The sequence below is a fragment of the Bacillus sp. CFBP9009 genome (genome assembly GCF_036541465.1).
Lineage (GTDB): Bacteria > Bacillota > Bacilli > Bacillales > DSM-1321 > Peribacillus.
In genome coordinates, this window is the sequence record NZ_JAZHFU010000002.1 from 841,542 (window position 1) to 854,922 (window position 13,381).

Genomic DNA, 13,381 nt, shown 5'->3' on the forward strand with positions numbered 1-13,381 from the left:
CCTTTATAATGAATATTTCTCCAGCTGCCCGGTTATTGGATGATCAGCTAGACAAAAACCTTTGCATTCATATCTTTCCGATTCTTCATTAAAGGAGAGAGTGCGCAATACGGTTTCATTTTTCAGCTGTGATAATAGTTTACCCTCACTCGATGGCAGGAAAACATGATACGGGACCATTTCTTCAATCACGTACTTTTCAATTTCTTCCATGATTTCATTCAGATCCGATTGTTCATAGGCACTGATCATTAATGAAGCACGACTGGCTGACCTGACAAAATCAGCGTGAACCTTATCTTTCTTATTATACAACGTTAGCTGTGGAATGGAAGGGACATCTAAGTCATTTAGCAAATCCTGCACCGTTTTCTGATGATTAAAGTAATCGGTACTTGACGAATCCACCACATGGAGCAATAGATCCGCTTCTTTCACTTCTTCCAGGGTCGAGCGAAATGCGGCAATTAAAGATGTCGGCAAATCTTGAATGAAGCCAACCGTATCCGTCAGCAGCACGGTAAATCCGCTAGGAAGAATCGCCTTTCGTGTCATGGGATCAAGTGTAGCGAATAACTGGTTCTCTTCGTAAGAATCCGCCTCCGTCAAACGGTTGAACAGTGTTGATTTACCTGCATTCGTGTATCCCACAAGGGCTATTTGAAAGGTCTTATTACGTTTCCTTCTGTCACGATAACGTTCACGATGCTTCACTATGCCACTTAATTGTTGCTTGATTTCATCTATTTTCCCACGAATGTGGCGGCGGTCGCTTTCCAGCTTCGTCTCACCTGGTCCTCTGGTGCCGATTCCGCCGCCCAGCCTGGACATTGCCGTCCCCTGTCCGACCAAACGCGGCAATAAATATTGGAGCTGAGCAAGTTCGACCTGCAGCTTTCCTTCCCTGGATCGCGCCCGCTGAGCGAATATATCCAATATTAGCTGTGTCCGGTCAATGATCCTTGCCTCCAATTGCTTCGAAAGGTTCCGAATCTGGCTCGGGGAAAGTTCATCATTAAAGATAAATAGATCCGGCTCAAGCTCCTCTTCCAGATTCCGAAGTTCCTCCACTTTTCCTTTTCCTATATATGTAGCTGGATCGACGCTTTCCCTTTTCTGGGTGATGGTCATTAAAACCTCACCATTCGCCGTCTTGGCCAATGAAGCCAGTTCATCAAGTGAATATTCAAAACGTTCATTAGTCTCAGTTGTTTGACACCCAATCAAAACGGCCGTTTCCTTTATTGCTTCTTCCAAACCACATGCACCACCTTCGGGGATTTCAGTTAATCATAACAAAAAAATTAAATATATAAAAATTTCCTGAAAACGTAGCTTTTAACCGTTTTAAAAATTCCGATAACATGCTAAAATCAAATTTGGCTTTACCATCAAAATCAAAAAGACATAGAGGGACATTCATATGACATGGGAAGTATTAAGCTTCATAGGTACGATTGCATTCGCTATTAGCGGGACCATCATCGCCATGGAAGAAGAGTATGATATTTTAGGAGTTTATATTTTAGGCATAATTACCGCCTTTGGCGGAGGGGCAATCCGCAATCTGCTGATCGGTGTCCCCGTTTCAGCGTTATGGGATCAAAGTTTCTATTTTGTCATCGCTTTAGTATCCATCACCATCGTTTTTGTTTTTCCTACAAACCTTTCAAAGCACTGGGATAGATGGGGAAACTTGAGTGATGCCATTGGCCTTTCAGCCTTTGCCATCCAAGGGGCGATGTATGCCGTGGAACTTAATCATCCAATAAGCGCCATCATTGTATCAGCTGCATTAACCGGATGCGGCGGCGGGATACTCCGTGACGTACTGGCCGGAAGAAAGCCATTGGTCTTCAGAAAAGAAATCTACGTAGTATGGGCCATCATTGCTGGCTTGGCCTTAGGCAGTGGTGTATTATCCCAGTCATGGCAGCTTTATTCGCTCTTTGCCGTCATCACGATATTGCGAGTCCTTTCCTACACCAACAATTGGCATCTTCCTAATAAAAAATGGGTGCCTAAAACATAAATTTGAAAAGCCCGCCATCTTGGTGGGCTTTTCCATGTCATTCTTTTTCATCATCCTCGAAAACCAAATCTTGGCTGGTAAGCGTCAGTAAATCGGATTTTTCAAATGAATCCTCCAATAAAAGCCGCATTGCCTGGGCCCTAATTGACTTTTCAAGTACATTGCGGATATAACGTCCGTTAGAAAATGAAATAGGTCCCCGAAATGAACGCAATATGATTAAATGTTCTTTTAATTTTCTTTCGGCATCCCGATTCATTTGATATTCCTTTTCCTGCAACATCCGATCGGCTATTTCCATTAACTGGTCAATTGTATAATCCGGAAAATCAATAACAAGCGGGAATCTGGAATGAAGTCCGGGATTAAGGCTAAGGAAATAATCCATTTCCCTCGAATATCCAGCAAGGATCAAAATGAATTCGTGCTGCCGATCCTCCATATGCTTGACAAGGGTATCTATGGCTTCTTTGCCAAAATCCTTTTCCCCGCCTCTTCCTAAGGAATAGGCTTCATCAATAAATAAGATTCCGCCAATGGCCTTTTTAATTAAATCCCTTGTTTTTTGGGCAGTATGACCAATGTATTCCCCGACCAAATCTGCCCTCTCCGCTTCAATTAAATGGCCTTTCGATAGTACATTCATTTTTTGAAACAACTTACCGATTAAACGTGCAACCGTTGTTTTCCCCGTTCCGGGATTTCCTTTAAACATCATATGCAGTGCTTGCCTGCCAGTCTTCAGCCCTTTTGCCTCACGTTGTTTATTGATGTAAATCCAGGCATATATCTCTTTTATCATCTTTTTCATTTCTTCCATTCCGACCAGCGATTTCAGTTCATCTTCAATCTCTTTCAATGCAACATGCTGGTGGGGGATTTCCTGCACCAAAATTTCTTTTATCGGCAGTTCCTTTTGTAGCGCTTTTCTGTTTTCCGCATTAAACACAATATTGATTTGCCCGTTATTTTTCATACGGATCGGTTGTTCCAATGCATTCACCTCTCCATCTTGGACCCTTACTCTAATTCAACAAATTTTCATTGATTAATGATGGTCATAACTAACCCATCGGAAAATTTGATTAATTAAGCCGTATTCCCTTCCTGAAAAGCGACTTATTCTGACAGAATTCTTCCCTCGGAGGATGTGTTACGACAATCTCCATTCCCATTCACCAATTTATATGGGGGAATGTCATTTCCTGCGGTTTCCCGGAAAATAATCCGTCCCTAGATATATATTCAAAACAGGTACGTAAAATTATCGATTCTTTGAAAAAGACAGAGAAGTGCATGCAAAAAAAACAGGTCGCTATAAGCTAAACCTGTTTTTTACATTCATATATATGATTATTCCTTCACTTCGTAATCAATCTGAACATTACGTTGTGGAGCAAATGTAGAAATTGCATGTTTATAGACTAATTGCTGTTTGCCCTCCGATTCAAATAAAACGGTAAAATTATCGAACCCTTTCACTTGTCCTCTAATCTGGAACCCGTTTAATAAAAATACCGTCACATACGTACCATCTTTCCGTAATTGGTTAAGAAACTGATCTTGAATATTTACTGATTGTTTCATGAACTAGTCCTCCTCTTTTCTCTCTAAATTTATGTATTCGCCTTCACTGAAAAGCTTTCCTGCTATAAATCCAGATATTTCATGTATTTTTTTTGGAAAACCCTTGAGATCGGTCATATCAAACCAATTTACATCCATTTTATTCCGAAACCAGGTCAATTGCCTTTTTGCATAACGACGGGAGTTTTGCTTTAATGTCTCAACCGCTTCATCCAATGAAGCCATTCCATCAAAATAATCATAGATTTCTTTATAGCCTATAGCCTGGATCGATTGGCAATCCCTCAAACCTTTTTCATGAAATGACTCCACCTCTTGAATCAACCCTTCTTCTACCATGACATCAACTCGTTGATCGATGCGTTGATATAACTTTTCACGTTCCATTGTCAATCCAATGATGCACGTATCATATTTCAATTCTGTAGGCTGTTCATTCAGCTGTTCACTCATCGTTTTACCGGTACAATGAAAAATCTCAAGTGCTCTGATCACCCTTCTTACATTATTAGGATGAATCCGATTCGCGCTTTCCGGGTCAACGTTGCGTAATTGTTCAAAAACGGGATCAATTCCTAACTCCCTTACCTGTTTTTCGAGTCCCTCCCTATAAACAGGGTCGGATGGCGCCTCCGAAAATTGATAATCATAAATGACCGATTGTATGTATAATCCTGTTCCACCGACGATAATAGGAAGTTTACCTCTGCTTTGGATATCCTCGATACAAGCATTAGCTCGCTCCTGGAACTCTGCCGCACTAAATGGTTCATCCGGGTCTTTAATATCAAGTAAATAATGAGGAATTCCTTCTGTTTCTTCCCTCTTGATTTTTGCAGTCCCAATATCCATCCCTTTATAAACCTGCATGGAGTCTCCGCTAATAATTTCACCATTAAATAACTTTGCCATCTCAATGCTCATCTTTGTCTTCCCAACAGCAGTCGGTCCAATGATCACGAGAAGTTTTCCTTTTTGTTGTTTCACAATCTCACTGCCTTAAATGATTTTTTCCCTATCTTATCATAATCTCGATGAAAGCAGCTAAACATCTACCCATTATGCCCGTTTCAGGTACTTTTATTCAACTTTTCATCTTTATACCTCTTAGATTGTTAGAGTGTAAAATACCGAAAATGCATTTGAAGCTCACAGCTCCATTTGCGGCACTGGAGAAAAATGAATCTCCTTCTCCTGATAGCAGGTGATTCTAATCCCGATAATAGAATCATAAAAAAAGGCATGATTCCTTCTGTATTTGAGAAATCATGCCTTTTTATCAATTTTTAATTTAGCCCATTTTTTCATTTACGGGTATGATCATCGTAACGGCCGTTTCTTTTTCCGAGGATTGTACATGAATCTCTCCATCATATCTGTTCACTAAGTCTTTAACGATGAACAATCCTTGTCCGCGAACTTTGCCCTTTTGTGCCTTTTTGGTTGAAAATCCGCTGGCGAATATATTCTCCATATCTAATTCCGAAATCATTGGTCCGGTGTTCGTTACCATAAACATATACTTTTCATCATCAGCTTTGCATGCAATATTCATTCGGCGTTCTTGCTCTGGCAATTCAATTGTTGCCTCAATAGCATTGTCGATAACATTTGATAATAATTTTATCAAATCGGTTGTTTTGACCCGATTGAAGGATTCGGGTGAAACATCGATTTCAATATCGATGTTATAATTCTGGGCCGAGAGCCTTTTCGTCTCTAACAGGACAGATAAGCCCAGATGAATCACATCCAATTTCATCGATTCAATCGAATGCACTTCTTTTGAAAGACCTGTTAAGTATTCGAGTGCTTTTGCGTTCTCCTCTAATTTAAGCAGACCAAGTATCACCTGAATATGATTGGAAAAATCATGCCTTAATGAGCGGACTGAAGCAATGAGCGATTGAAATTCCGATTGATACGTATCTTCCGTATCCCCCACTTCACGTGTCAGTTCCTTTTGATACCATTTTTGAATGATAAAAAAGGTAACCAGCAGCATGATAACAAATCCACCATTATAAACAAGAATGGCAATGCTGCTTTTCAATACCTTGCCGTTAATGGCATTAATATCTTCTGCGCTCACATCAATGCCCAAAAAACCAATAATGTCGCCATCTTGATTTTTCATTGGCACTCCCACAGTTAAATACTCACCATATTCCGGATCTTCTAGAATCCCGGTAATGAAGCTTTTGCCTTCATACCCCTGTTTGACCTGCTCCGGCGGAACAGTACATGCACCACCGATAGGAAAATCCCCTTTATGATCTTTAGAAAACCCAGTAATCATGCACTTTGATACTCTCGGATTATCAATCAAAATGGTATAAACATATAATGCTCCTATTTTTTCACGGGCATCCTCTAAGTAAGCTTTTATATCCTTATAATCCCGGCTCTTTACTTGGTTATTAAGAAAACGCTGATAGGCCTCTATATCCATCGAGTCGGCAATAGATCTAGCAGCTACCAAGTTTTGATTAGCAACGGATTTTTGCACAGAATTTTTAATGCTTAAATATGTTGAAAACATATTTAGAAGAATGAAAACAATCAATAAAAGAATGGTCAAATAAAGAAATGCCCTTAACTTTTTATTTTTCATAGGATTAAACTTACCTCATCTCTAGCAGCTAAAAGTTAACGAACCTATTCTGAGTTTACTATATAAAGTGACAAAGAAATAGAGAAAAATCTAATATTCTCTATAATTACAGGCATATAATACTATAATTAATCAAGAAATTAACAGTTCACCCACTATTTTTTAATCATCTAACTGTTTATATTATAATCTACACCACTTTAACTATTAATCATTTCTAATAAATCATTTTATTTCCATAAATAATTATATCAATATAATTCCGTATGTGAAAATGGAAAAAATAAATGATGTGGAGTTCGATATTTTCGCTTCAAATAAATAATTTTACCCTTTATATGAAAATATTACAAGAATCTAGAGGTTTCATCTGTAAAATCACACCATATTTCATATTTTTTATATTAAGTTGTGCGAAATAGTGGACCACCCCCCTTTCAATAGTACATATCTACTAATTTTTCATTAAGATCTCCTGAATAAAAAATGGAATCAGAGCCTGTTCCCCTGATTCCATTTACATATGATAGCTTTTATTTAATCGAATTAATGACTGCCCGCTCATACATCTTTTTAGTTACTTGATAATAGAGCAGTTGAAAAAGAAAATACGTTGTAATGCCCATGGCCGAATAGACAAACAAATTGGATCCCAATAAATTGCTTAATGCCACGTAGGCGACTATGGCATGTAGCATTCCTATCAGAAAAGGAGCGAAAAAGAGAATCCGTATTTCCGAACTTAAAATTTGCTGTATTTCTTTTTTTGTCAGGCCCAATCGATGAAGGGCGTGAATTTGGATTTTTTTATCTTCTAAATTCGTAAAAACTCGCAGATACATCATGCTTCCTTGGACGATAAAGAATAATAAACTGACAAACAAGCCGATAAAAAGTATCAAAATGCTTCCCTGTTTCATTTCTTGATAAATCGGAGCTCTTGTTTGTAATTGATTTTGGTCAGGATTATTAGACATTTTTTCGATCTTAGCAGATGTTTCCATTGATTCTTCCCAATCTTTAACTTCATACCCTCGTACTCTTACCTTCTCTTTTAAAGGTACATCAGTAGTGATTTCTTGATACAGCTGATCATCGACCACCATCAGGGTCGTTGCTGATTTTATGGGAGCGACTATCGATTGATTGCGCTGACCAATCATTGTTACCTGTATGGTTTGTTTACCATATTGAAGCTCCTTTTGTTCACCCTTTTGGACGAATTGATAGTCGAGTCCTCCATAAGGAAAAATGTATAACGCTTCTTTTCCAGATAGCTTTGCTGGATCAATTTTTCGCAATGCAGCCGCATTGTTATACTCACTTTCCGAGATTAATAATGACCAATTTTCATTGGATTCTCCTGTTCTCATATGGGGTAACATATGGGAAATGGGCACACCTGTCATATTAACTTCGTATAGGATCTTGAATCCATCTTCCTTTAATGTTTTCTCTACTGCGGATGGTTCAATAACGGAATAAATGGAAGCGTCATTTTCAACCCAGCCAATTGATTGCGGAATGTTATCGATCCCTTGCTTTTTTAAATCTGCACTGAACATGAAAAGTGTTCCTGCAGCTGTCAAAATCACGGCTGTAATGATCGAGGTCAAAAAGAATAATCTGGAATAGTCCTTTATATTAAATATCAGGTTTGTTTGCGTAATTAAATTCGTTCCGCCATATAAGCTTTTCTTCTTCCGATAAAGCCTGCTGCATAGAGCGACAATGCTTTGACTGAATAAAAAATAGGTGCCGATCAGTACGAAGAATAAAATGGGCATTACTCGAATATAAGAATTGTTCAACGACATCGTGCCTGCCAAGTAATAAGAAATGCTTAAGCAAACGGCTGATATTGCAATTAACCACTTTGAAACGAGGGGCGCCTTTTTTGGTTTTTGTTTATCTTTTAATAAATCGACTACCTCCGCATTTCCAATGTGGATTAATGAAAGGAGCGATAATAGCTGAAATAACAAGATGAAACTGAGAATCGTATAAACAAAGGCCTCAGGGACAAAGACAAACGATATTGGTTGCTCTACAGCCAATAACCAAGAAACTGCCATTAAAAATAACTTTGAGAACAAAAACCCCAAACCTACTCCTATCAGGATAGATATGAGGGAAACCATCGTTTGCTCCAGGTAAATCAGTTTTCTTAATTGGGATTTGGACATTCCAAGCAGTGTCAGAAGCCCAAACTCTTTTTTTCGCGGCTGTATAAATGCGGCATTCGAATAAGCGATAAAGAAAACTGAAAATATGATGATCACTATTTCAGATGCAATGAGTCCCCTACTAATTAACTTTCCTCCAGGGATATTCGCATGGACCACATCTGGATGAAAGATAAATGATGCGTAAATAAAAAAGATTGAGACCGAAAGGACAATACTGAAAAAATAAGCTAGATAACGTTGTGCATTTCCTTGGATATTTCTCTTAGCGAGAAGTCGGATGTTCATGATAAACTCCTCCCAAAACGCTTAACGTATCTAAAATCCTTTGATGGAAGCTCTGTCTTTCCCCTCCGCTGTGAACCTCCGAAAAGAACTTGCCATCCTTTATGAATAGAACCCGGTCACAGAAGCTGGCGGCAGTCGGGTCATGAGTAACCATGAGGATGGTTGCCCCCTTTTTCTCCTGAAGAGTCGTGAGGGTATCCATTACCTGCTTGGCAGATTTGGAATCCAAATTACCAGTAGGTTCATCCGCTAAAATAATGGAAGGCTCATGAATCATCGCTCTTGCACAAGCCGTTCGTTGCTGCTGACCTCCGGAAATTTCAAAAGTCCGTTTTTCTAAAATCCCTTCTATCCCAAGAAGGTTCGCCAGCTGATTTACCCTATTTTCCATTTCCTGCAGTTTATAATGATCTAACGCTAAAGGAAGGAGGATATTTTCACGAACGGTAAGTGTATCAAGAAGGTTGAAGTCCTGAAAAACAAAGCCAATTTCCCTCCTGCGAAATAATGCAAGGTCCTGATTGTTTAATTCATTAGGATTTTGATCATTTAGAATGACTTTACCTGTTGTGGGCTTATCAATCGTGGCCATTAAGTTAAGCAGAGTGGTTTTCCCGCTGCCTGATGGACCCATCACGCCGACAAATTCCCCTTTCTGTACATTCATGGTGAAATTATGTAAAGCTTTATGAAATAAATTCCCCTGCTTTTGAAAATAAGTTTTGGATAATTGTTCCGCTTTTAAAATTGACATCCGAAAATACCTCCCTTTTCTTACCGTAAGTATAATGAATAAAGAGGGAGGCTCCCATCGAAGTTTATTACATATTCGTTTAACACCCTTACAATTCTGTCACCTTTCATGTAAGGTATTTGTCTTAAAGAAAAATTCCACTGTAGTCCCTTCGGATACAGTCGATTGAACCGTAACGCCATGCCCAAGTCTGTTAACGATTTCCTTCACTAGATATAGTCCCATTCCGGTTGACTCTTGTTGGACTCGCCCGTTCTCTCCAGTAAAAAATGGATCAAACACTCTCTTTACATCATGCGGGACAATTCCAATTCCCTGATCTGTTATCCTGAGGAAAATCTCCGACTCTTTTTCAACAATGTTGAACGTTATGCTGTCATGCTTTTCCTGCCTTGAATACTTCAGTGCATTAAAGACCACCTGACTAATGGCGAAGTGGAGCCACTTACGATCCGAATGCACATATACATTCTCAAGCTCCGTTTCAAGCCTGGGATAAATGAACCGTTTGATGAACTGTTTCTTTTCCTCGTTAATCACTTGCTTGACTAGATTAATTAAGTCAATCCGCTCCGATTTTACATCCTCCGAAAAACGCTGCAGCCTTGCTCCATGCAATATAATTTCCAGCCCTCTGCGAAATCGATCATTTTCTTCTTCTATCTCTTTTAGATAATCCTTCATCTGCTCATCCGAAAATGTCCTGTTGCCTTCTTGAACCAGTAAGGAAATGACTGAAACAGGAGTCTTCATTTGATGAACCCATTGATGAATCAACAGTTCATATTGCTCCTTCTGTTTGATTTGTTCTTGTAATTGTCCAATTGTTACCTGGTTCATTTGTTGAAAAAGATCCATCCACAACTTTTGTTCATTTGACAGGGGGTCCCTAAAGGCTTCGACATATTCAAATGATAAGCTCGGTTCTTGCTTCATCCTTGCTAATTGATTAAGAAAACGGTAATGCCTTATATAATCGCCCGCTAAAAATAAAAGCATCATAAACAACGCCAGAATAATTAAATAGATGATATTTGAAACCGATAAGTGATTCCCCGCTTCCAGAACGGCTAGTGCATAAGCAATAATAAGCAGGCTTACCAATAAAACGGTATAAAATATAAAATAAAGACGGTCTTTCATAAAGGATTTTAGCTTCACTTTTCTTCACCTTGCACTACCTTTAGTCGATATCCTTTTCCCCTGCTGGTTGTTATGGCATGCTTGACGCCGATATCCTCAAGTTTTTTCCGAACCCTTGTAACATTGACGGTCAATGTATTGTCATCAACAAATGAATCATCATTCCATAATGCTTCAAGCAAATCTTCACGCGAGACAATGGTGTCATACTGTCGTAGTAAACAACTCAATAATTTCAACTCATTTTGGGTTAACGTTACCTGATTGTCTTGGTATTCGATCATCGCTTTTTCCGTATAAAGCGTTAATCCATCCATTTCCTTTATTTGTTGGTGGAATGAGGATATTTCCGCATATTCACCGTAAACCCTACGTAGGACACTCTTTATTTTCGCCAGTACGACTTCCAAATGAAACGGTTTCGTTAAATAATCATCTCCCCCATATTCAATGGCCATGACTTGGTTCATTTCATCTGTCCTAGCTGAGATGAATATGATGGGAACCTTTGAAACCGTCCTTATTTGCCGGCACCAATGGAAACCATCATAATAGGGCAGATTAATATCCAATAAAACCAAATCTGGCTTTATCTCTTGGAACTCCGCAAAGACTTGGTCCAGTTGCTTCACTTCAAAAACCTCATACCCATACCTTTTTAAGTAATTGACCAAGATTCCAGCTATTTTGGAATCGTCTTCAACCAATAATATTTTATACATCTTTTTCTCCTCATTAACATGACAATAAAAAACTTTGAATGGTATGAGCCAATCAAGGGGATTGCAATAAAATTAGATTTCCTCCGGGATTTTCAATCCTTCAATGAAGGATTGAAAACTCGATGCAACTTTATAAATATTTTCATCCTGGCTTGATGGATCTGAATACCAACCCTGATCCCAGAAGTAAACTCCCTTTTCCTCTTCGTTATTTATCAGTAAGATTTTACCTGCACATGTAGCATTACCTATTATAATGCAATTCTTATGTAATTCATCTCTGTTTTCTTCATGCCATTTCTGTAAATCCAGTTCTTTATCTTGAAGTTCTAATCCATAAAGTACATTTAAGCAAACGAGTGTGTCTAATCCATCTACATAAAACTTACAGTTTTGGACCGCTGTTGTTCCGCCATTATGCTTAAGGAGAAATTGTTGATAATCTGCAGGGATTTCAAAACCTACAAATTCCTGAAAATTATTCACGGATTCTTGTGTCGCTTTGCCATGTCCAGTAATATTAACCATTGTATCGACTCCATTCATTTAATTTATAATCTTATTCTATAAGGCTAGTTACTTGCTAATTGCTGCTAATAAATGGCCAGGCCCTACACTCCATTAATGGAGATCCTTTAAAAATAAAATATTCAATATTTCTAAGAAAATAATACTTTTTTTAAATATATTAACATAATTTTACTTTCCTTTTCAGTATTTTCTGATATTTTTTTGACAATTTCGTTGCTTTTCATTAAAAGGAGTTTTTGTCGAAAAATCGATAAATCGAATAATTCGTAGATAAATCAGGAGTTTTCGATGATATATCTCCATTTGCGAAGATATATTCCCGATTTCGCAGATAAAAATATTATTCTATAAAAAAGGCGCCCACTTCCTCTTCAAGGTTGGGCGCCTTTTACAACTCAGATAATTTTATAGTCATCATAAGTAATTAATAACCTGCTCATAGAAACAGTCTCAGCACGTAGCTTATTCTTATCACGACAATAAGCAATGATGGAACTATTGGGAATTTTAGCTGTACAATTCCATTTACTATATTTTTCATTGTACCTAGAGGATATTTCGATATTCTCACCACGGATCTTTAACATCCTGCGTTCTACCAAAGGCATCATCTCCAATTCAGATAATATTATTTACCCTAAATCAGATAAAATATTCTTGGGTCTCATTCAAGCATGGCATATTCAAAGATTATGGACATTATAGTGTTCTATATTATAGGAAATGAGAAAAAAGGTATTATCATCAGAATAATCTTAATATTTTCTCGGAATATTAAGATAAATCTCCAAACCCACCTAATAACTCTTATTTATAACTATAAAAATTATATTCGTATCACAAAAGAAATATTTGAAATTAAGAGATTAGAGTCGTATGATTAGTAGTATCGGCGGAAAACACATAAATCAAAATAAATAAGTTTAAAGGGGAATTAGATATGGTAGATGTAGTCACAAAACCTGAACATGAAACACTTAGTATTTCTGCAAACCAAGAACAATTGGATATCCTAGATCAGCTTTTAAAGCCTGAGGTTCAGGAATCATTGAACACTTTAGTTGAGCAGTTACCAAAACTGACTGAGTTAGTGAATATTTTAACAAAGTCTTATGATTTCGCTCAATCGGTTACGACTGATGATGTTTTGAAAAATGATACGGTCAGCGCCATTTCGGAGATCGCGACACCTGTAGTCCATTCAGTGAAAGGGCTTGCGGCTAATGCCATCGAAGCTAAGGATCGTGCTGAAGAGAATACTGATGTGATCGGTCTTTTTGGTCTGTTAAAAATGATGAAAGACCCGCAAGCACAAAAGCTTTTCCGTTTCGCCCAAGCTTTTCTTGAAGTCTCTTCAGAACGTAAAAACCAAAAATAATTTGATAAACTTTCAATCAGTAAGAACGGGGGATTAACTATGTCAAAACAAATCGTCATCTTAGGTGCAGGTTACGCTGGATTGCTATCTGCCTTATCCGTACGTGAATATTACAAAAGAGATGAAGTGCAGGTTACAGTGGTGAA

Annotated in this window: 12 protein-coding genes; 2 read left to right on the forward strand and 10 right to left on the reverse strand. The window is 38.1% G+C overall.

Annotated elements, in window-relative coordinates; genetic code table 11:
* Window positions 1-3: 3 nt before the first annotated feature.
* Window positions 4-1,257 carry a GTPase HflX gene (gene hflX / locus V3595_RS09210; RefSeq protein ID WP_485906730.1) on the reverse strand — a complete coding sequence of 418 codons (1,254 nt, stop codon included), beginning with the start codon at window positions 1,255-1,257 and terminating at the stop codon, window positions 4-6.
* Between the two features lie 166 nt (window positions 1,258-1,423).
* On the opposite strand from hflX, the gene V3595_RS09215 reads away from it, so the two are divergent.
* Window positions 1,424-2,032, forward strand: a complete 609-nt coding sequence (locus V3595_RS09215) for a trimeric intracellular cation channel family protein (protein WP_214791702.1) — start codon at window positions 1,424-1,426, stop codon at window positions 2,030-2,032.
* Between the two features lie 37 nt (window positions 2,033-2,069).
* Here the strand turns inward: V3595_RS09215 and spoVK are convergent, their stop codons facing one another.
* The 9 genes from spoVK to V3595_RS09260 all read right to left on the reverse strand — a co-directional run bounded on the left by spoVK (window position 2,070) and on the right by V3595_RS09260 (window position 11,854).
* The gene (gene spoVK, locus V3595_RS09220; protein WP_485906732.1) at window positions 2,070-3,026 is read right to left on the reverse strand and encodes a stage V sporulation protein K; all 957 of its coding nucleotides are present in this window, start codon (window positions 3,024-3,026) and stop codon (window positions 2,070-2,072) included.
* 359 nt (window positions 3,027-3,385) lie between these two features.
* On the reverse strand, window positions 3,386-3,619 hold the full coding sequence (gene hfq / locus V3595_RS09225; protein ID WP_034313436.1) for an RNA chaperone Hfq: 234 nt from the start codon (window positions 3,617-3,619) through the stop codon (window positions 3,386-3,388).
* A 3-nt stretch (window positions 3,620-3,622) separates the two neighbouring features.
* Window positions 3,623-4,543: a tRNA (adenosine(37)-N6)-dimethylallyltransferase MiaA gene (miaA, locus tag V3595_RS09230; protein WP_485906805.1), complete on the reverse strand. Its 921-nt coding sequence runs from the start codon at window positions 4,541-4,543 to the stop codon at window positions 3,623-3,625.
* A gap of 367 nt (window positions 4,544-4,910) precedes the next feature.
* The gene (locus V3595_RS09235; protein ID WP_485906734.1) at window positions 4,911-6,233 is read right to left on the reverse strand and encodes a sensor histidine kinase; all 1,323 of its coding nucleotides are present in this window, start codon (window positions 6,231-6,233) and stop codon (window positions 4,911-4,913) included.
* A 533-nt stretch (window positions 6,234-6,766) separates the two neighbouring features.
* Window positions 6,767-8,707, reverse strand: a complete 1,941-nt coding sequence (locus tag V3595_RS09240; RefSeq protein WP_485906736.1) for an FtsX-like permease family protein — start codon at window positions 8,705-8,707, stop codon at window positions 6,767-6,769.
* Window positions 8,685-9,461 carry an ABC transporter ATP-binding protein gene (locus V3595_RS09245; RefSeq protein WP_284471228.1) on the reverse strand — a complete coding sequence of 259 codons (777 nt, stop codon included), beginning with the start codon at window positions 9,459-9,461 and terminating at the stop codon, window positions 8,685-8,687. Before V3595_RS09245 ends, V3595_RS09240 begins: the two co-directional genes overlap by 23 nt.
* A gap of 99 nt (window positions 9,462-9,560) precedes the next feature.
* Complete coding sequence (locus V3595_RS09250; RefSeq protein WP_485906738.1) at window positions 9,561-10,604, reverse strand: sensor histidine kinase; 1,044 nt, start codon at window positions 10,602-10,604, stop codon at window positions 9,561-9,563.
* A 14-nt stretch (window positions 10,605-10,618) separates the two neighbouring features.
* Window positions 10,619-11,326, reverse strand: coding sequence for a response regulator transcription factor (locus tag V3595_RS09255; protein ID WP_485906740.1), 708 nt, complete (start codon window positions 11,324-11,326; stop codon window positions 10,619-10,621).
* Window positions 11,327-11,398: 72 nt separating this feature from the next.
* Entirely contained in the window at window positions 11,399-11,854 is a 456-nt protein-coding gene (locus V3595_RS09260) for an SMI1/KNR4 family protein (RefSeq protein WP_485906741.1), read from the reverse strand.
* A 943-nt stretch (window positions 11,855-12,797) separates the two neighbouring features.
* Between V3595_RS09260 and V3595_RS09265 the strand changes: the two genes are divergently transcribed.
* Window positions 12,798-13,235 (forward strand): helical membrane plugin domain-containing protein, encoded by a 438-nt coding sequence (locus tag V3595_RS09265; protein ID WP_485906743.1) that lies wholly within the window; start codon window positions 12,798-12,800, stop codon window positions 13,233-13,235.
* The last annotated feature ends 146 nt before the right edge of the window (window positions 13,236-13,381 follow it).

Excerpts from the sequence above, each read along its gene's own strand:
- V3595_RS09215 (WP_214791702.1), top strand. The coding sequence starts at position 1,424 with ATGACATGGGAAGTATTAAGCTTCATAGGTACGATTGCATTCGCTATT.
- V3595_RS09245 (WP_284471228.1), bottom strand. The coding sequence starts at position 9,461 with ATGTCAATTTTAAAAGCGGAACAATTATCCAAAACTTATTTTCAAAAG.
- V3595_RS09240 (WP_485906736.1), bottom strand. The coding sequence starts at position 8,707 with ATGAACATCCGACTTCTCGCTAAGAGAAATATCCAAGGAAATGCACAA.
- miaA (WP_485906805.1), bottom strand. The coding sequence starts at position 4,543 with ATGAGCATTGAGATGGCAAAGTTATTTAATGGTGAAATTATTAGCGGA.
- V3595_RS09250 (WP_485906738.1), bottom strand. The coding sequence starts at position 10,604 with ATGAAAGACCGTCTTTATTTTATATTTTATACCGTTTTATTGGTAAGC.
- hfq (WP_034313436.1), bottom strand. The coding sequence starts at position 3,619 with ATGAAACAATCAGTAAATATTCAAGATCAGTTTCTTAACCAATTACGG.
- V3595_RS09235 (WP_485906734.1), bottom strand. The coding sequence starts at position 6,233 with ATGAAAAATAAAAAGTTAAGGGCATTTCTTTATTTGACCATTCTTTTA.
- V3595_RS09260 (WP_485906741.1), bottom strand. The coding sequence starts at position 11,854 with ATGGTTAATATTACTGGACATGGCAAAGCGACACAAGAATCCGTGAAT.
- V3595_RS09265 (WP_485906743.1), top strand. The coding sequence starts at position 12,798 with ATGGTAGATGTAGTCACAAAACCTGAACATGAAACACTTAGTATTTCT.
- V3595_RS09255 (WP_485906740.1), bottom strand. The coding sequence starts at position 11,326 with ATGTATAAAATATTATTGGTTGAAGACGATTCCAAAATAGCTGGAATC.